Raw genomic sequence first — 17565 nt, 5'->3', positions numbered from 1 at the left:
CACCTCCGGGTGAGCGTTGCTGAACCCGACGCGGAGCCGGACTGGAGCGGCGGCTGACGGGCTGCGGCCGCCTCAGGGCTTGAAGATCGACTCGACCGGGACGGTGAAGCACTCCGCGAGCCTGAAGGCGAGTGCGAGCCGCGGGTCGAGCCGTCACCCGGCGACCGGACGGCCCGCGCGCAGAGCCACGGCTCGTCCGGCCGGGAACGCCCCCGCGACGGCGCGTAGCGTGCTCAGCGTCTCGTCGAGGTGCCCGCCCTCGAGTAGGGGTGTGAGCTCGTCGTACAGCGCCCGCTCGGCGTCCTCCACCTGCCGCACCTTGCGCTCGCCCTCGGGGGTCAGCCCGAGTCTCACCGACCGGCGGTCCGTGCCGACGTCGCGTGACACGAGACCGGCGAGGACGAGGCGATCCACGAGCCGGCTCGGGCTCGTGCCCGTCTCGCAGACCAGGAGCTCGCCCAGGTCGGACAGCATCAACGGTGCTCGGTCCTGGAGCACTCGCAGCACCTCGGCCTGCGAGGGCGTCAGCCCGACCGTCCGGAGCCGTCGCGCCAGCAGGCGGTTGCCCTCGCGCTGCACCGCCAGCACCAGGTAGCGGAACTCCTCGACCGGCGTCATGCGCGCTCCGTCAGCCACCTGCCCATCTTGACAGGCTGCATGACGTGACATCTACTTTCTTGAAAGATGACACGACATGAAAAGGGGGGCCGACATGGCGTTCCAGATGGCCGTCGAGATCGCCGCGCCCGCAGACCACGTGTTCGCACACGTTGCCGACGTCATGACCATGCCGCAGTGGTACTCGGCGGTCCGTTCGGCCCGTCACCTCGGCGGCGGGCCCGGCGTCGGTGGCCGCTACGAGGTGGTCCGGGAGCTGCCGGGCGGTCCGGTCCGCAACGAGGTGGAGGTGACGTCGTTCGAGCCGGGCCGCGAGATCACCCTCACCTCACGGACCGGGCCGACGCCGTTCGTCTACCGGTACGTCGTCGACGGCACCCCGGACGGGTCGCGCGTGACCCTGGATGGGCACATCAGCGGCGAGGGACTGCGAGGGCCGGCCGCGCTGCTCGGCGGCCTCGCGGAGCGGCTCTTCAGCAAGGGGATGAAGGACAACCTCGAGCACCTGCGCAGGATCATCGAGGCCGGCTGACGGTCTGTCGGCGGACGGTCAGCAGGTATCGCCGCGCCATCCAAAGCGCCGGCGGTGCATGGGCGCAGCAGACGCGGGTGACCACGAGACCACCCGGCAGACGGCGGCCAGACAGCCGTCGGGGGACCGCGCGACCTGGACGCCATGGACGGCCACAGGATCAAAGCTGGGCTCTACGACACCTACATGGCACACCTGCGTGCCCACGGCCGCAACGAGTTCTACCTCTACGCCGACACCCGCTGCTCGTACGGGTTCTACGAGAAGCAGGGCATGAGGCGCGCGGCGGAGAAGGACATGACGATCCGCCTCGACGGCAGGCCCGAGACCCTCGGCGTCTTCCTCTACGCAGGCATCGCCAACGCGACTGTGAAGGCAGCGACGACCGTCGTCTGACGGGAGTTGTCGATCGCGCCGATCGGTCAACGAAGTCCCGGTCTACATTTCTCGATCCTGGAGACACGCGCGGGATCGAGAAAGGTAGGCCGGCGTGTCTGCGAAGACTGCGCTGCACGTCGACAGTTGTCGACGTGCAGCCAAGTTTTCGCAATCTGGCAGATACGTTTCGTAAGCATCAAGTCCGGGTTCTCCTCGATGAGGGCGCGACGCATGTCGTTCGCGTGCTCAACGTCGACGCAGAAGATCGGATTGGCGCGGGTGCCCGCATAGTGACGGGTTCTTGAGCGAGGCGCTGTCGCGGTGGCGTAAGCCGAAACACCACGAACACGGATCACTTGATCACCGGCTGCCAGTCCAAGACCCCGGGGGAGGCGGCGGCTGCGGCAGTGCGTGTAGCAGCCGCCGATGCCCGCGCGGAGACTCTGAGTGCGGTGCTCGAGCGCATCCAGCCAGGGGGTGGAGGAGGGCCAGAGACGACGGCTTGAGTGTCGGAGTCCTGGGGCGACAGCAATAGGGTCCCGGTCCGGGAAGCCGGTGGTCACTCAACAAGGTCGAACAGCTCTTGCGCGTTGTGCTCAAGGGCGCGAGCGCGGATGGCGCGGTCTTGCGTCGCCGCCTCGACGGTGGCCCGGGCGGCGAGTACGTCGCCGTAGGGGGCGTTCGACCCGAACAGGCATCGGTCAGGGATCTCGTTGAGCGCAGCGCGCACGACGAACAGCTGCAGCGCGGACGACAGGTCGAGGTAGACGTTGGGGTGCTGCGTGGCAAGGTCGACCGCGAGCATGCTGTTGAGTCCGCCGAAGGCTCCGATGATGACCGGCACGCGTGGGTGGCGGGCGGCGACGGCAGCGTATGCGCGCAGGTCGTCCGCGTTGTTCGGCTCGATGCCGTGGGTCAAGACGGGTAGCGGTCGACCGGCCGTTGTCTCTGCGGATGCCCGCACGACCGATTCGATCAGCGCGCCTTGACCACCCGCGGGTGTCAGTTCGCCGATCCCTACGGTGTGGGGATCGGCCACGGCGTCCTGCGTTGCCGCCATGATGCGCTCATCGGGCCACTCAAGTGCGATCTTGCGCATGGCCAAGGCCCCGGGCCAGGCGGCAAGAGCGACCTCGACCTCGCGTTGGCTTCTCCCGTACCGCTCATCGGGAGTAGTCGCGCCGTCGAGCAGCCCCGCCAAGCCATCGAGCTCGGCCCGGACCTCGTCCAGCGTCGTGGCGCGCTCGGGGTGTACTGCCGTGGACAAGAACACAGGACGGGTGACGCCGGCCTCCTCGGCGCGCTGCCGGTACAGCTCGAAGTCGGTCGTGACATGGGCGTGGATGTCAATCATCAGAACTCCTCTCCGCTCACCACGACGCTAAACTCTGACACCAGCGTCAAGGTCAAGTCAGAGGGTGCAGGCATGCGTATCGGGCGGCTCGCTCAGATCACCGGCGCATCACCGCGATCGCTGCGCCACTACGAGTCCGTCGGCCTGCTCCGGTCACGCCGGCTCGCTAACGGGTACCGCGAATACGACGACGATCAAATAGGACAAGTCGCTCTGATTCGCGACCTGCTGGCTGCCGGGCTCGCTCTGGACGCCATCGCCGTGGTCGCACCCTGCCACAGCGCCGACGGGATCTCCCAGCGCTGCCAAGCCGCGTCTGATCGCATCGATGCCGAGATCGCCAGGCTCGACCAACGGGCAGCGGAGATCACAGCCGCACGCCGTCGCCTCCGCGCTTTACAGATGTAGCCGCTCCCATTACCCCAGCTCGTGTTGCGCGGCTCGAGCGCTGGCTGAGCCCTGATCCGTAAGTTGTTGGGTGGCCGGGTGTGGCTGAGAGCCCGCCAGGCCGTGTGTGGTCGGGTGGGCCTGTCGGGTGGCTCAGGCGACGTGGTCGATGCGGCGCCATTCGCAAGCCGGCCCGCCTCACGCCGCTGACCTCGCTGTACTTCGCTCAGATCATGCTCGACGCCGGCCTGCCGGCCGGTGTGCTCAACGTCGTCCCGTCGGCGTCGGTGTCCGCCGTGAGCGAGCCGCTGTTCGCCGACCCCCGACTGCGCAAGGTCTCCTTCACGGGCTCGACCGCCGCCGGGCAGAGCCTCATCCGGGCTGCCGCCGAGAACGCGCTGCGCACCTCGATGGAGCTCGGCGGCAACGCCCCGCTCATCGTGTTCGAGGACGCGGACCTCGACCAGGCCGTCGAGGGCGCGATGGCCGCCAAGCTGCGCAACGGCGGCGAGGCGTGCACGGCAGCGAACCGCCTGTACGTGCACGAGTCGGTGGCCGACGCGTTCGTCGAGAAGCTCGCCGGCAAGATGCGCGCCGTCCGGGTCGGCAACGGCCTGGCGGAGGGCACCACGCTCGGCCCCCTCGTCGAGGCCAAGGCCGTCGACTCCGTCGAGGCGTTCGTGACGGACGCCGTCGAGCGCGGCGCGACCGTCGTCGTCGGCGGCTCCCGCGTGGAGGGCAAGGGCCACTTCTTCCCGGCGACTCTGCTGCGCGACGTGCCGACGGACGCCCGGTGCATGCGCGAGGAGATCTTCGGCCCGGTCGCCCCGGTCGCCACCTTCTCCACCGAGGACGAGGCGGCCGAGCTGGCGAACTCGACCGAGTACGGCCTCGCGTCCTACGTCTTCACCCAGGACGTCCGCCGGGGCCCGCGCTTCGCCGAGCGTCTCGAGTTCGGCCTCCTCGGCCTCAACGTCGGCGTCATCTCCAACGCGGCGGCCCCGTTCGGCGGCATGAAGCAGTCCGGCACCGGCCGCGAGGGAGGTTTCGAGGGCATCGCCGAGTACCAGGAGGTCCAGTACGTCGGCATGCCGCTGTGACGGCAGCCCGCTGGACGGCCTGGGACGGCCTGACCAGTAGCGTGACCGCCGATGGGTTCATCGCCCTGGCCTGCTGGTTCGCGCTCGACGCGCGCCGCGACCCGCGACGGCTGCGCGTCGGGGTGCTGCTGCTGGCGGCTGCGCTCGTCGGCAACGGCATCACGATGGTCCGGCGGGAGGGGCGCCGGCTCGGCAACCTGCTGTCCGGGCTGCTCGGCCTGCTCCTGCTCGAGTTCTTCGCCCTCGCAGTCCTCGCCGTCCTCACCGAGTCCTACCGGCTCATCCTCTGGCTCCTGGCCGTGATGGTCCCGGCGGGCTACCTCGCGTTCGGATTCAGCGCCTACCTGCTGTGGTCGTGGCTGTACCAGCGCGGCGTGCGCCGATGGGCCAAACCCACCGGCGCCGTCGTCGTGCTGGGCTCGGGGCTGGTCGGCGGACGGGTCTCGCCGCTGCTGGCGTCGCGGCTCGACGTCGGGCGGACGGTCTTCGAGCATGCGCGCGGGGTCGAGCCCGCCGTCGTCGTCCGCGAGGACCGCTCCCGCACCACGCAGCAGAACCTCGGGTACACGCGGCGGCTGCTCGCCGAGCGCGGCGTCACCGGCAGCGTCACCGTGGTCACCAACAACTTCCATGCGTTCCGCGCGGCGACGCTGCTGCGCCGGACCGAGATGGAAGGGCACGTCGTCGGGGCTCCCACGGCCGGCTACTACTGGCCGAGCGCGACCATCCGCGAGTACGTCGCGCTGCTGCGCGACGGCGGGTGGCTCACCGTCGCGGGCCTGGTGCTCGCAGGCTCCCCGCTGGTGGTGCTGGCGGTCGTGACGGTGGCCGGCTGATCCCTCCCCGGCTCGGCGCGCCGCGCGGCGGTTCGTGGTGACGGGATCGTGTGAGCCATCTCATACACCGAAGTTAGGTAAGCCTTCGCTTCACTGCTAGCGTCTGGCGCGCACGGTTCGCCAAGGCAAGGCTTACCTAAACCAATTGAAGGACTTCACCGATGTCCCACCCCACCCGCCGGAACCTGCTCCAGGCAGCCGGCCTCGGTGCCTTGGCGGCCACGCTCGGCCTGTCCGCCTGCTCGACCCGCGCGCCCGCCGCCGACGCGGCGGACGCCCCGTCGTCGGGTGATGCCAGCGGCACTGTGACCGTGACCGACCAGTACGGCACGACGATCGAGCTCGACGGCCCGGTGGAACGCATCGCCTCGGCGATCATTCCCGTGCCGTCGATGATCATCGCCGCCGACCGCGGGGCCGACCGGATCACCGGCATCAACCAGGTGGCCGCGAAGTTCGCCCAGAACGGCTTCCTCGCCACGATGTTCCCCGAGCTGCTCCAGACCTCGGTCATCGCTGGCCAGGACTTCGTGCCCAATGTCGAGGAGATCCTCAAGGGCAACCCCGACGTCGTCATCCAGTGGGGCGACAAGGGCGACGACATCGTCGAACCCCTCCGGGCGGCGGGCCTGCCCACCATCCTGCTCAGGTACGGCACTCAGGAGGACCTTGAGGCCTGGGTCACCATCTTCGGCGACCTGCTCGGCACGCAGGACAAGGCCCAGCGCATCCTCGACACCTTCGAGTCCGACCGCGCACTGGTGGCCAGGACGGTCGCCGGAAGGGCCAAGCCGCGCACGCTGCACCTGTACAACGCTGCCGAGCAGACCGCGGCGTCTGCCGCCGGGTCCTACATGGACTACTGGATCGAGCTGGCCGGCGGCACCAACGTCGCCAAGGACGCCGGCCAGGGCACCACGGTGGAGATCACGCAGGAGCAGGTGCTCGCGTGGGACCCCGAAGTGGTCACCCTCGGCAACTTCGACCCCATGACGCCGGCCGACTTCATGGCCGACCCACGCTGGTCCACCCTCTCGGCGGTGAAGAACAAGCGCGTCCACAAGGTGCCCAACGGCGGCTTCGCCTGGGACCCGCCATGCAACGAGTCGAACCTCATGTGGCAGTGGGCCGCGACCGTCTACCACGACGGCGTCGACCTGGGCCTGCGCGACAAGATCCGCACCACGTTCGACGACCTGTACGGCTACGAGATGTCCGACGCCGACATCGACAAGGTGCTGCACGCCGAGTCCAACGCCGGATCGGCCCGCTGGGAGGTGTTGTCCGCGTGACGACGCCGACCCCCGCAACCCTGTCCCGCCGCAACCTCTTGCAGCTCGGCGGCCTCGGCGTCGCCGGCGCGCTGCTCGCCGCGTGCTCCACGCGCGAGCCGGCCGCCGGCGCGGCCGACGACGGCGGCACCGCTGCGGCAAAGTCCGGCGCGGCCACGTCGGGCCCCGTCACGGTGACCGACGCCTTCGGAACGACGCTCACCTTCGACAACCCCGTCGAGCGGCTCGCGACCGCGATCATGCCGCTGCCGGCGATGGTCGCGGGCGTGGCCGGCACCACCGACGTCCTTGTGGGCGTCAACGAGGTGTCGGTGCGCTACGCGAAGGAAGGCATGCTCAGGACGGTCTTCCCGGCCTTTCTCGACACCCCGACGATCGCGGGCAACGACTTCATGCCCAACGTCGAGGAGCTGCTCGCCCAGGACCCGCAGGTCGTGATCACGTGGGGCGACAAGGGCGACGACATCATCGAGCCCATCCGCGCGGCCGGGCTGCCGGTGCTCCTGTGCGAGTACGGCACGCAAGAGCGGCTGGAGTTCACCATCGGGATGCTCGGCGACCTGCTCGGCGCGAAGGACCGCGCGCAGGCCACGCTCGACCGGTTCGCCGACGTGCGCCAGACCGTGCAGAAGGCTGCCGACAGCAAGACCAAGCCGCGCGTCCTCTACCTGTACAACGTCGTCGACCAGCTCACCTCGGCGGCCGAGGACTCCTACATGCACTACTGGATCGACCTGGCCGGCGGCGAGAACGTCGCGGCGGGTGCCGGCAGCGGCTCGAACGCGTCCGTCACGCTCGAGCAGGTCCTCGCATGGGACCCCGAGGTCATCGTCATCTCGAACTACGACCCGACGACGCCGGCCGAGCTCCTGGCAGACGAGCGCTTCAGCACGCTCCCTGCCGTGCGCGACCAGCGCGTCTACAAGGCCCCCATCGGTGCCTACGCGTGGGACGTGCCGTGCACCGAGTCTGACCTCATGTGGCAGTGGGCGTCCACGGTGCTGCACGGCGCCGAGCACGACCTGCGGGCCAAGGCCCGCGAGGTCTTCGCCGACCAGTACGGCTACGACCTCACCGATGCCGACCTGGATCAGATCCTGCACGCCGAGGCGAACTCCGGGAGCGCGGGCTATGCGTCCCTTCTCGCCTGAGGCGACGGTCGAACCGTCGTCGGTGTCGGCGCCCGAACGGGCGCCCGACGCCGACCGCCGCGCCCCGCGCTCGCTCGTGGTCCCGCTGCTCGTGGTCGCGTTGGTGGCCGTCGCGCTGGTGGCGGTGGCCGTCGGGCGCTACACCGTGCCGGTCAACGAGGCGGCGCGCCTGCTGCTGGACCGGGTGCCGTTCCTGGCGGTCCCCCAGACGTGGACCGAGGCGGAGGCCAAGGTCGTGCTGTCGGTGCGGGCCCCGCGTGTGCTGCTGTCCATGCTGGTGGGGGGTGGCCTCGCGCTGGGCGGCTCGGCGCTGCAGGCGGTGTTCCGCAACCCGTTGGTCAGCCCGCAGATCCTGGGCGTCAGCTCAGGTGCGTCGTTCGGCGGCGTGCTCGCCCTCCTGCTGGGCCTCGGCTCGGCGGCGCTGGTGGGCGGGGCGTTCCTGTTCGGCTTCGTCGCGCTGTGGCTGGTCATGCAGATCGGCCGCACACGGTCGGGCAACGCGATCCTCATGATCGTGCTGGGCGGAACCGTGGTCAGCGCGTTCTTCGGGGCGCTGGTCTCGCTGGTCACCTATGTCGCCGACCCGTACACCACCCTCCCGTCCATCACGTTCTGGCTGATGGGGTCGCTCGCCACGGCGAGCTACGCGCAGGTCGCGATCGCCGCCGTGCCGGTGCTCATCGGTGCGGTGGTCGTCATCGGGCTGCGGTGGCGGGTCAACGTCCTGTCGCTCGGGGACGACGACGCCCGTTCCCTCGGCGTCGACCCGGGCCGCCTGCGCGCGTTGCTCCTCGCGATGGTGGCCCTCATGACGGCCGGAGCCGTCGCGGTCTCGGGCGTCATCGGCTGGGTCGGCCTCGTGGTCCCGCACATCGCGCGCATGATCGTCGGCCCGGACCACCGGGTGTCCATGCCCACCACGTTCCTGCTCGGTGCCGCGTACCTCACGGTCATCGACACGCTCTCGCGCACGCTCACGCCGGGTGAGCTGCCGCTCGGCATCCTCACCGCGATCATCGGCGCGCCGGTGTTCGTGTGGTTGCTGCGCACGTCCCGACGGAGGGGATTCGGCGATGTCTGAGGCTCTGGTCACCCGCAGGGCGCCGACGGCACCGGTCACCGCGAGCAGCGGTTCGACGACGGAGGAGCCCGCGCTGCGCCTGCGCGGCCTCGGCCACCGCTACGGCAGCAAGGACTGGCTGTTCCGCGGTGTCGACCTCGACGTCCCCGCCCGCGGCATCACCTCGATCCTCGGCCCGAACGGGCAGGGCAAGTCCACCCTGCTGCGCTGCATCGCCGGTCTGCAGAAGCCGATCGAGGGCACCGTCGAGCGCTCCGGAAGGATCGGTTACGTACCGCAGGCCACCGGCACCGGTGCGTTCGCGTACACGGTCTTCGACATGGTCCTCATGGGGCGGGCGCACGCGGTCTCCCCGTTCGCCAGCCCCTCACGGGCCGACCGAGGGATCGCGACCGCGGCGCTCGAGCGCGTCGGGGCGGCCGACCTCGCCGACGCCGCGTTCGGGGAGCTGTCGGGCGGCCAGCGCCAGCTCGTGCTCATCGCGCGGGCCCTGACGTCCGAGTGCCGCCTGATAATCCTCGACGAGCCCGTCTCCGCGCTCGACCTGCGCAACCAGGCCGTCGTCCTCGGCCTGCTGCGCCAGCTCGCCGCGGAGGGCACCGGAGTCCTGCTCACTACCCACCACCCCGACCACGTCCTGCACCTCGGCGGCGACGTCGTCGTCATGCAGGCCCCCGACGACGTGCGGCACGGGCCCGTGTCCGACCTCGTCACGAACGACGTCCTGACCGCGCTCTACGGCATCGGCGTGCGCAGCGCCGTCGTCGACGACGCCGGGACGCCCCGCACCGTCTTGTTCACGCGCTGGGAGGAGACCACCGCATGACCACCGTCGCCGAAGCGCCAGGAGCCGCGACCCACGAGGCCGCGCCCGCCGCCGTCCTGCACGTCACGCAGGGCTCGTACACCGGCATGACCGGCACCAAGCTCGAGAACGACACCTCGGGGGTGCGCACTGTCGACGTGTACGACCTGCCTGCGCTCGATCTGTCGTCCGTGCGCGGCCTGGTGATCAACGGCAACACCGACCAGGTGTTCCTGGCCCGGCATGCCGGCCTGCTCACCGACCTCGTCGCGCGCGGTGGCCGCGTCGCCGTCATGGGCCATCCCGTGACCGACTTCCTGCCCGGCCTGGGCCGCTGGCACCGGCTCGACTACACAGGCCCCGACGACCTGGAGATCACGCCCGGCGACCCGCACCCGGTGTGGGAGGGCGTCGACGGCGCCGACGTGTCGCAGCGGCGCGGCGTCACCGGTTTCTACGCACGCGGATACAGCGACCGGCTGCCCGAGGCTGCGAGCGTGATCGCCCGGATCGGGCCGCACCGCCTGCCCGTCGACTACGCCTACCCGCTCGGCGCCGGCCAGGTGCTCGTGCACGGCGGCCTCGACTTCCCGGCGTTCCGGCACGACGGCGACACCGGCGCCCGCCTGTTCCCCCAGCTGCTCGCATGGCTGGCCGAGGGCGCCGACGGCGCGGCCCGGGCCACGGTGTCGGACGCCGACGTCGCGGCGGCGCGTGCCCTTGCCAGTGCGGCCGCCAAGGCAGAGCGGAGGGACCCGGCGGGCCGCACCACGACGGCCGCCCGCGGCCGCCGTCCGGCGCTCGTGCACGGCGGGTCCCACTTCCACCTGGCGACGCTGCGCGACCGCACGCTCGCCGTGCACGGCGTGCAGCCCTACCACCTCCTCGATCTCCAGCCCGGGGACCTGGACCAGCACGACGTCGTCATCGTCGCCGACCGCCTGCACGCCGAGCTGCTGCGCTCGCACGCCGCCGAGCTGCTGGCCGTGGCCGAGCGCGGCGGCACGCTCGTGGTGCTCGGCGAGTCGGGGGCGCACACCTGGATACCGGGCGTGGAGTGGGAGTTCCGGCCCACGAACTTCTGGTGGTGGCGGGAGGCCGAGGATCCGGGAATCCGCACCCGCTCAGAGGAGCACGAGGTGTGGGAGTACCTGTCCACCAAGTCCGTGGTGTGGCACTTCCACGGGATGCTGCGCACCGCGCACGAGGTGACGCCGCTGGTCGTCGCCGAGGAGCCCGGACCCGACGGCTTCCCGCACGACGCCGGGATGATGCTCTACGAGGACCGCACCTCGACGCCGGGCCGGATCATCGCCTCGACCATGGACCCGACCTACCACCACGGCAACAACTTCATGCCCGGCTCGACGCTGCTGCTCTACTCGCTGCTGCGCTGGCTCGACCGTTGAGGCGGCTGCGGCGGGAGAACGCCGAGCTGCGCCGTGCGAACGAGATCGTGAACGCGGCCTCGGCCTTCTTCCCGTCAGTTCCGTGGTTGGGCTGGTGTCCAGATCCCGAAGGCCCTCAGCGCGCCGAGCGGTCAAGGGCTGCCTACCCGGCCGGTGCGCAGCGGGGGGAGCCGGCTTCGACGCGGTGCGGCACAGGGAGGTCGTCCTCGTACGCCGGCACCCGACGCTGCCCGGGTTGACGACCAGGGTTCCGTCGGGCAGCCGGCGGGAGCGTTGCAGGTGGGTGTGCCCGCACAGGTACACCGCATACCGGCCGGCGTGCTCGCCGAGGCGAGCCGAGACCTCGGCGTCGGACGCCTCGCGCAGTCCGCCGGCGACGTCCGGGTCGACGGTGTGCAGCAGGTAGCACAGGTCGTCGTCCGGGCTGCCGTGGAACGCGAGCACGCCCGGACGGGGCTCGGTGCGGGCGGGCAGCCGTGACAACCAGTCCAGGGCGGCCTCGTCGAGCGCCTCGTAGGCGTGCCGGTCGGAGGCGCCCATCTGGTCCACGCGTCCGGTGAGCACCTGCCGCTCGTGGTTGCCGGCGATGTTCACGACGTCGGGCCGCTGGCGCAGCAGGGCCGCGGTGCCGCGCGGGTCAATGCCGCCCGAGACGATGTCACCGAGGTTGACGACGAGGTCCGCTCGCTCCCGGTCGATCTCTGCGAGCACGGCGCGCAGCGCCGGAGTGTTGCCGTGGACGTCGGAGAGCACCGCGATCGTCGGCATCCTGCGGTCACCGCTCCGCCGTGGTGTGCAGGCGCGCCACATCGCGCACGGCGTCGGCGACGGCCGTGAAGTCCTTGCGCAGGATGTGGTCGTGGTTGCTGGCGACCTTCGCGCTGATCGCCAGGTTGGGGTTGCGGGCCACGACCGCGTCGAGGCTGGCCCGGATGCGGTCCTGCTCGTCGCCCTTGCTGCCCAGCGACGTGCCCGACGCGACCACGAACCGGGTCGGTACGGTGATGGCGTCCAGCACCGGGGCCAGCTCGCGTTCGCGTGCGAGCCTGGCGGTCGGACGCTTCTGCGGGCGATGCGCCTGCACCACAGCGAGGTGCACCTGTGCGCCGGTCTGGCGTGGCTGCTCACCCCGGACGGGTGGCACGGACTCGGTTCGACCCTCCTAAGCGCCTTCCTCACACAGGTGGGTGTCACGGACGTCGACCAGCGGGCGCTGCACTCGGCGACCATCGTCACCGAGGAGTACCGGATCGACGGCCGCGTCGACGACGTCGCGCCGTATCCGACGCGGGCGGACATCGTGGTTCGCGTGCCGCTCGCGGGCATCTGCGTCGTGTTGGAGGCGAAGGTCTGGGCGGCCGAGCAGCCTCAGCAGTGCCAGCGGCTCGCCGAGCTGTGGGAGGACGAGTCCCCGACGCTGGTCTTCCTGACGCGGTCGGGTATCGCTCCGACGACTGCGCGGCCGGACGACGAGTGGCGGCTGCTGACCTGGCAGTCCGTCTCCTCGCTGCTGAGTGCCGCCGTCGGGCGGACGAACCCGCACCCGGGAGTTCGGGACTACCTGGAGACCATCGAGGAGTACGGAGGACGTCCCGCGTGACCGACAATGCCAAACTCAGCTTCTACCTTCGCCACCGCGCGCAGATCGAGGAGTGGGCTGCCCTACGCACGGAGGCGAACCGTGAGTTCGACGCCGCTCTGCGCGCCGCCATCGACGACGCCTTCTCCGACATGGCGATCTCCCACGAACTGCGTACCGACTGGAGACGGACGCACCTGTTCCTTCCGGTGTCGGCGGAGTACGCCCGCGTGGGAGCGGGCCTGTCGTGGCTGGCGACGGAGGGGCTCGAGGTTGGAGTGGTCATCGCGATCACTGCCCTGGACGGCAAGAAGGATGCCCGCCGTGGACACGTCCAGGAAGTGACGACACCTCTCCGGCTCCGCCATGGCATGAAGCCGGGTGACAACGAATGGATCTGGAAGGCGCTCAGCCTTCTGCCGGCGGGCAGCGAGGACCTCGACGGGTTCGCAAGGGCCCGTGTCGCCGAGACGATCGCCATCGCGGAGGAGCTTCGGCAGGCACTGCTCGCGCCGCGCGGCTGACGACACGCCCAGAATGAGGATTGAGAAGAGCAGGGCGGCGTGTCCGCGCACCTTGCACTGCACGTCGACAGTTGGAGACCGTTCGGCCGGGTGTGCCGGGTGGTGGGTGCGCGGCGCGGCGGGGTGTGAGGCCGCGGTGACTTACGGTTCCGCTTGACGTGCGCTTTCACCACCTGGGGAGGAACACCGTGGCACATCCTGAGCGGTTCGACGCGGTCGTGGTGGGGAGCGGGTTCGGTGGCGCGGTGGCGGCCGCGAGGCTGGCTCAGGCCGGCCAGAGCGTGGCGGTTCTCGAGCGCGGCCGGCGGTGGTCGCCGGGCGACTTCCCGCGGGACGACACGAGCCTGGACCGTGGCTGGCTGTGGGCGAAGGACCGTGGTCTGTATGACGTGCGGTGGCTCGACACGATGATCGGCGTCCAGGCGGCCGGCTGGGGTGGCGGGTCGCTGGTGTACGCGAACGTGTTCACCCGCCCCCCGCATGAGGTCTTCGAGTCATGGCCGGACGGGTTCGACCGCGCGTCGCTCGACCCGTACTACAACCTGGCCGCCCACATGCTCGGTGTGCGGCCCGTCGGCGTCGACCCGCTCACCGGTGACGTCCCCGCCCGTACGACGGCGATGGAGGACGCCGCCGCGCGCCTGCACCGCCCGGCCGGCACGCTCCGGCCCCTCCTGGCGGTCACGTTCGCCGACCAGGCCGAGGGTGCGGACGCAGGCGCGCCGGCGCCACAGGGGCCCGCGTGCACGTTCGTCGGAGAGTGCATGTTCGGCTGCAATGAGGGCGCCAAGAACAGCCTCGACCGCAACTACCTGGTGGTCGCCGAACGTCACGGTGCGACGCCGCTGACCGGGTGCGAGGTCGACCGGATCGAGCCCGAGGCGGACGGCTACCGTGTCCACTTCGTCGACCATGCGAGCGGAGCGCAGGCCTCGGTGATCGGCCGCGCCGTCTTCCTGGCCGCGGGAGCGGTGGCCACGACCGAGCTGCTGCTGCGCAACCGCGACGTGCATCGCACCCTTCCTGACCTGTCGCCGACGCTCGGGCGCGGGTTCTCCGGCAACGGCGACTTCCTCGCGTTCGTCTCGCGTCCGCGCACCGAGCTGCAGCCCGGGCGTGGCCCGACCATCACGACGACGACGGTGGTCGACTGCCATATCGGCGACGAGAAGGTCTGGTTCCAGGTGCAGGACGGCGCCTATCCGGCCCAGATCGCCGGTCTGGTGCGGTCGCTGAACCCGCTGCGCGGACGTGCGGGTTCGCGGGCGCGGCGGCCACCGCGGCCGCGCCGTCGGCGGCGCTCGGGGCGCAGGGACGAGACGATGGCCTTGCTGATGATGGGGCGGGACACCTCCGACGGCGTGCTCACGCTGGACCATCAGGGCGAGGCGCGGGTCGCCTGGCGCAACAAGCCGAACGGCGGGCTGTACCGGGCCGAGATGCGGGCGGCCAGGCAGACGGCGCGCCAGCTCGGCGGCCGGGTGCGGTATTTGCCGTCTTGGAGCGTGCTGCGGACCGGGGCGACCGTGCACAACCTCGGCGGCGCGCCGATCGGGCCGAACGCGGCGACGGGAGTCATCGACGAGCGCGGCCGCGTGCATGGATACCCGGGCCTGTACGTCGTCGACGGCGCGGGCGTCCCGGCGTCGACGGGGGTCAACCCGTCGGCGACGATCGCCGCACTGGCCGAGCGCCACGTCGAGGCCGCGGTGCGTGACCTGACCGGCGAGCCGGGCTGGGTCGCACCCGAACGGGCGCGGGTGCGGCCCGCACCGGTCCCCGAGGACGAGGCGATGGTGGCGGTGCAGCAGTGGCGTCAGGCGCGCGGCGGCTCCTACGACCCGTCACCCTGGCCCGTGCACTTCCGCGAGGCCATGGCGGGCGCGGCGACGATGACCCGTCCCGACGGCGGATCGGTCTGCGAGCCGCTGCGGCTCGGGCTCACCGTCGACCTGCCCGACGTCCGTACGGCGCCGGGCCACGCCGCCCCCGCCGCCGCGGTTGCCGGTGTCGCCTCCTTCGGAGCCACGCGCGTGCAGGTCACCGGGACCCTGGAGCTGTTCCCCGACGTGCGCGGCACGTTCATGCGCTATGACCTGCGCTACACCGACGGTGAGCGCTGCCACGGCGAGCTGGTGGGCAGCAAGACCCACTCGGGCGGCCCGTTGCCTCACCTGCGCGACCTGATGACGCTCCCGGTCTCGATCGACCACCACCTGGACGGCGTGCCCTGGCACGGCGCCGGTGTGGTCCGCATCTCCCTGCCGGGCCTCGTGCCGCTGGTGGGCTCGCTGCGGGCCGGCGGGCGGCACGGTGCGTCGTCGGCTGCGACCCTCGCGCGCTTCGCCCGGTACTTTGTGGTCTCCGCGTGGCGCCGGGCGGCGGCCTCAGGGCCCCAGGTCTGACGCCAGACCTCAGGCGCTCACCAACTGCTGTAGTCGAGTGATGCTCTCGCGCTGGCGGTCGAGGTGGGCGATGCGCTCCTGGACGGTGTGCAGGTGGTCGCGCAGGTATTCGGCGACGCAGGCGTCGAGCGTCGCGCCCTCGTCGGCGAAGCAGGGCAGGACCTTGGCGATGACGGCGAGCGAGAGCCCGCCGTCGAGGAGCAGGCGGATGCGGCGCACAGTCTCCACGTCGTCCGCCGTGAAGCGGCGGTGACCGGTGCTCGTGCGCGCGGCGTCGAGCAGCCCGCTCTGCTCGTAGTGGCGGATGGATCGGACGCTTGCACGTGTCCGCCGCGACAGCTCGCCGATGCTCAGGACGTCATCGTGCGGACCGCTCATCGCGTCCCCCTTGCATCTGACATTGGTGGTAGTTCCTACCGTCTGGACCCATGACGCCTACGACAGACATCACAACCCCTACTGGCGACACCTTCTTCCTGGGTGGTGGCCTGCCCGTCCGCCGCATCGGTCTGGGCGCCATGAGGCTGACCGACGCCACCGGAGACGGCACACAGGCAGGCGCTCAGATCTGGCGGGCTCCCGCGGATCCGGCGGAGGCGATTGCGCTGCTGCGGCGCGCGGTCGACCGTGGCGTCCAGTTGATCGACACGGCAGACGCCTACGCCCTCGGGGAGAGCGAGGAACTGGTGGCCCGGGCGCTGCACCCCTACCGGGACGACGTCGTGATCGCGACCAAGGTGGGCAACGTGCGCCCGTCGCCCACCGAGTGGGCGCCGCTCGGGCACCCGGCCTATCTCAAGCAGCAGGCCGAGTTGAGTCTGCGTCGGCTGCGGGTCGAGACGATCGACCTGCTCCAGCTGCACCGACTCGACCCCGCCTACCCGATCGCCGACCAGGTCGGGGCGCTGGCCGAGCTGCGCGAGCAGGGCAAGGTCCGACATCTCGGCCTCTCCGAGGTCACGGTCGAGCAGTTGGAGGAGGCGCAGACGATCGCTCCGATCGCCGCCGTGCAGAACCTCTACAACCTCTCTGCCCGAGGGCATGACGCGGTCGTCGACCACACCGCCGCACACGGCATCGCGTTCATCCCGTTCTTCCCGCTTGCGATCGGCGAGCACGCACGACCCGGCGGACCCGTCGACGCCGTCGCCCGCCGCCTCGGCGCCGCGCCCTCCCAGGTCGCGCTCGCCTGGCTGTTGCGCCGCGGACCCCACGTGCTCCCCATCCCCGGGACGACCTCGATCCGGCACCTGGAGCAGAACCTCGGCGCGGCCAGCCTGCTCCTGGGCGACGACGATGTGGCCGCGCTCACCGGCGGCTCGGAACGGTGAGCCTGTCGCTGGCGCTGATGGCCGCACGCAAATCCGCTGATGGCCGTCGCCGCCGCGGGCGCGCACGCTGTGTCGCATGTCACGCATCCTGATGATCGTCACGGCGGCAGACTCGCTGACTCTGGCCGACGGCTCGGCCCACCCAACCGGGTTCTGGGCGGAGGAGCTGGTGGTGGCCCACCGGACGCTGTCCGCCGCAGGCCACGAGGTCGTCGTCGCGACGCCCGGCGGCCGTCGGGCGCCCGTCGACCCTGGCTCGCTCGACGTGGCCGTCGTCGGCGACGCCGGCAAGGTCGACGAGTTCGCCGCTTACCTGAGCGACATCGAGGCCGTGCTGGAGCAGCCCGCGGACCTCTCCACTCTGGACGCCACGCAGTTCGACGCCGTCGTCCTGCCGGGCGGGCACGGGCCCATGGCCGACCTGGCCGGCGACCCGGCGGTCGGCGCGGCCCTGATCGCGGCCGACGACGCCGGCCGCGTGGTCGCGCCGTTCTGCCACGGCCCGGCCGCGCTGCTGAGCGCGACCCGCTGGAACGGGGAGTTCGCGTTCGCCGGGCGGCGGCTGACCGTGTTCACCAACGAGGAGGAGACGTCGGGCGGGCTCGGCGTCAACGCCCCGTGGTTCGTGGCGGACGCGCTGGCCGAGCGCGGCGCCGTCGTCGAGTCGGCCGCCCCCTGGAGCAGCCACGTCGTGCGCGACGGCAACCTGGTCAGCGGGCAGAACCCGCAGTCCAGTGACGCGGTCGCGGCCGCCGTCCTGGAGTTGCTCGCCGCCTGAGTGTC

At 71.2% G+C, this 17565-nt stretch carries 18 protein-coding genes and 2 pseudogenes; 15 read left to right on the top strand and 5 right to left on the bottom strand.

Annotated features, from left to right (window positions below; genetic code table 11):
* Positions 1–153: 153 nt before the first annotated feature.
* On the bottom strand, positions 154–636 hold the full coding sequence (locus EV386_RS14600; RefSeq protein WP_207216546.1) for a MarR family winged helix-turn-helix transcriptional regulator: 483 nt from the start codon (positions 634–636) through the stop codon (positions 154–156).
* Between the two features lie 76 nt (positions 637–712).
* Here EV386_RS14600 and EV386_RS14595 point away from each other — a divergent pair, with 76 nt between their 5' ends.
* Entirely contained in the window at positions 713–1150 is a 438-nt protein-coding gene (locus tag EV386_RS14595) for an SRPBCC family protein (protein ID WP_165399953.1), read from the top strand.
* A gap of 186 nt (positions 1151–1336) precedes the next feature.
* Positions 1337–1546 carry a hypothetical protein gene (locus EV386_RS14590; protein ID WP_130416069.1) on the top strand — a complete coding sequence of 70 codons (210 nt, stop codon included), beginning with the start codon at positions 1337–1339 and terminating at the stop codon, positions 1544–1546.
* 541 nt (positions 1547–2087) lie between these two features.
* Here EV386_RS14590 and EV386_RS14585 read toward each other — a convergent pair.
* Positions 2088–2882 carry an amidohydrolase family protein gene (locus EV386_RS14585; RefSeq protein ID WP_130416068.1) on the bottom strand — a complete coding sequence of 265 codons (795 nt, stop codon included), beginning with the start codon at positions 2880–2882 and terminating at the stop codon, positions 2088–2090.
* On the opposite strand from EV386_RS14585, the gene EV386_RS14580 reads away from it, so the two are divergent.
* The 8 genes and pseudogenes from EV386_RS14580 (at position 2862) to EV386_RS18775 (ending at position 10943) form a co-directional block, all read left to right on the top strand.
* The gene (locus tag EV386_RS14580) at positions 2862–3290 is read left to right on the top strand and encodes a MerR family transcriptional regulator (protein ID WP_207216545.1); all 429 of its coding nucleotides are present in this window, start codon (positions 2862–2864) and stop codon (positions 3288–3290) included. The two genes, EV386_RS14585 and EV386_RS14580, sit on opposite strands and share 21 nt — an antisense overlap.
* A gap of 149 nt (positions 3291–3439) precedes the next feature.
* A pseudogene (locus EV386_RS14575) lies at positions 3440–4369 on the top strand (aldehyde dehydrogenase family protein); the annotation flags it as partial.
* A complete protein-coding gene (locus tag EV386_RS14570) occupies positions 4366–5205 on the top strand; it encodes a YdcF family protein (protein WP_130416065.1) in 840 nt (279 codons plus the stop codon). The pseudogene EV386_RS14575 and the gene EV386_RS14570, both read left to right, overlap by 4 nt.
* A gap of 161 nt (positions 5206–5366) precedes the next feature.
* Positions 5367–6497 carry an ABC transporter substrate-binding protein gene (locus EV386_RS14565; protein WP_130416064.1) on the top strand — a complete coding sequence of 377 codons (1131 nt, stop codon included), beginning with the start codon at positions 5367–5369 and terminating at the stop codon, positions 6495–6497.
* The gene (locus tag EV386_RS14560; RefSeq protein ID WP_130416063.1) at positions 6494–7648 is read left to right on the top strand and encodes an ABC transporter substrate-binding protein; all 1155 of its coding nucleotides are present in this window, start codon (positions 6494–6496) and stop codon (positions 7646–7648) included. The genes EV386_RS14565 and EV386_RS14560 overlap by 4 nt, the downstream gene beginning before the upstream one ends.
* On the top strand, positions 7629–8729 hold the full coding sequence (locus tag EV386_RS14555; protein WP_130416062.1) for a FecCD family ABC transporter permease: 1101 nt from the start codon (positions 7629–7631) through the stop codon (positions 8727–8729). The genes EV386_RS14560 and EV386_RS14555 overlap by 20 nt, the downstream gene beginning before the upstream one ends.
* Complete coding sequence (locus tag EV386_RS14550) at positions 8722–9555, top strand: ABC transporter ATP-binding protein (protein ID WP_130416061.1); 834 nt, start codon at positions 8722–8724, stop codon at positions 9553–9555. Before EV386_RS14555 ends, EV386_RS14550 begins: the two co-directional genes overlap by 8 nt.
* Complete coding sequence (locus tag EV386_RS18775; RefSeq protein WP_242607983.1) at positions 9552–10943, top strand: hypothetical protein; 1392 nt, start codon at positions 9552–9554, stop codon at positions 10941–10943. Before EV386_RS14550 ends, EV386_RS18775 begins: the two co-directional genes overlap by 4 nt.
* A gap of 210 nt (positions 10944–11153) precedes the next feature.
* Here EV386_RS18775 and EV386_RS19015 read toward each other — a convergent pair.
* Positions 11154–11711 (bottom strand): annotated as a pseudogene (locus tag EV386_RS19015) (metallophosphoesterase family protein); the annotation flags it as partial.
* A gap of 7 nt (positions 11712–11718) precedes the next feature.
* Positions 11719–12030 (bottom strand): hypothetical protein, encoded by a 312-nt coding sequence (locus tag EV386_RS18370; protein ID WP_165399951.1) that lies wholly within the window; start codon positions 12028–12030, stop codon positions 11719–11721.
* Between EV386_RS18370 and EV386_RS18365 the strand changes: the two genes are divergently transcribed.
* From EV386_RS18365 to EV386_RS14525, 3 genes are all read left to right on the top strand, one after another.
* Positions 12016–12543 (top strand): PD-(D/E)XK nuclease family protein, encoded by a 528-nt coding sequence (locus tag EV386_RS18365; RefSeq protein ID WP_165399950.1) that lies wholly within the window; start codon positions 12016–12018, stop codon positions 12541–12543. The genes EV386_RS18370 and EV386_RS18365 overlap by 15 nt on opposite strands.
* Positions 12540–13046, top strand: a complete 507-nt coding sequence (locus EV386_RS14530; RefSeq protein WP_130416060.1) for a hypothetical protein — start codon at positions 12540–12542, stop codon at positions 13044–13046. The genes EV386_RS18365 and EV386_RS14530 overlap by 4 nt, the downstream gene beginning before the upstream one ends.
* Before the next feature lie 188 nt (positions 13047–13234).
* The gene (locus EV386_RS14525; protein ID WP_165399949.1) at positions 13235–15451 is read left to right on the top strand and encodes a GMC oxidoreductase; all 2217 of its coding nucleotides are present in this window, start codon (positions 13235–13237) and stop codon (positions 15449–15451) included.
* Positions 15452–15460: 9 nt separating this feature from the next.
* Here the strand turns inward: EV386_RS14525 and EV386_RS14520 are convergent, their stop codons facing one another.
* Positions 15461–15829: a MerR family transcriptional regulator gene (locus tag EV386_RS14520; RefSeq protein ID WP_207216544.1), complete on the bottom strand. Its 369-nt coding sequence runs from the start codon at positions 15827–15829 to the stop codon at positions 15461–15463.
* A gap of 50 nt (positions 15830–15879) precedes the next feature.
* On the opposite strand from EV386_RS14520, the gene EV386_RS14515 reads away from it, so the two are divergent.
* Positions 15880–16782, top strand: coding sequence for an aldo/keto reductase (locus EV386_RS14515; RefSeq protein WP_130416058.1), 903 nt, complete (start codon positions 15880–15882; stop codon positions 16780–16782).
* Positions 16783–16858: 76 nt separating this feature from the next.
* The gene (locus EV386_RS14510) at positions 16859–17560 is read left to right on the top strand and encodes a type 1 glutamine amidotransferase domain-containing protein (protein ID WP_130416057.1); all 702 of its coding nucleotides are present in this window, start codon (positions 16859–16861) and stop codon (positions 17558–17560) included.
* Positions 17561–17565: the final 5 nt, after the last annotated feature.

Origin of the sequence: Xylanimonas ulmi (genome assembly GCF_004216535.1) — a bacterium.
Taxonomy (GTDB): Bacteria; Actinomycetota; Actinomycetes; order Actinomycetales; family Cellulomonadaceae; genus Xylanimonas; species Xylanimonas ulmi.
This window is presented reverse-complemented; position numbering and strand designations above follow the sequence as displayed.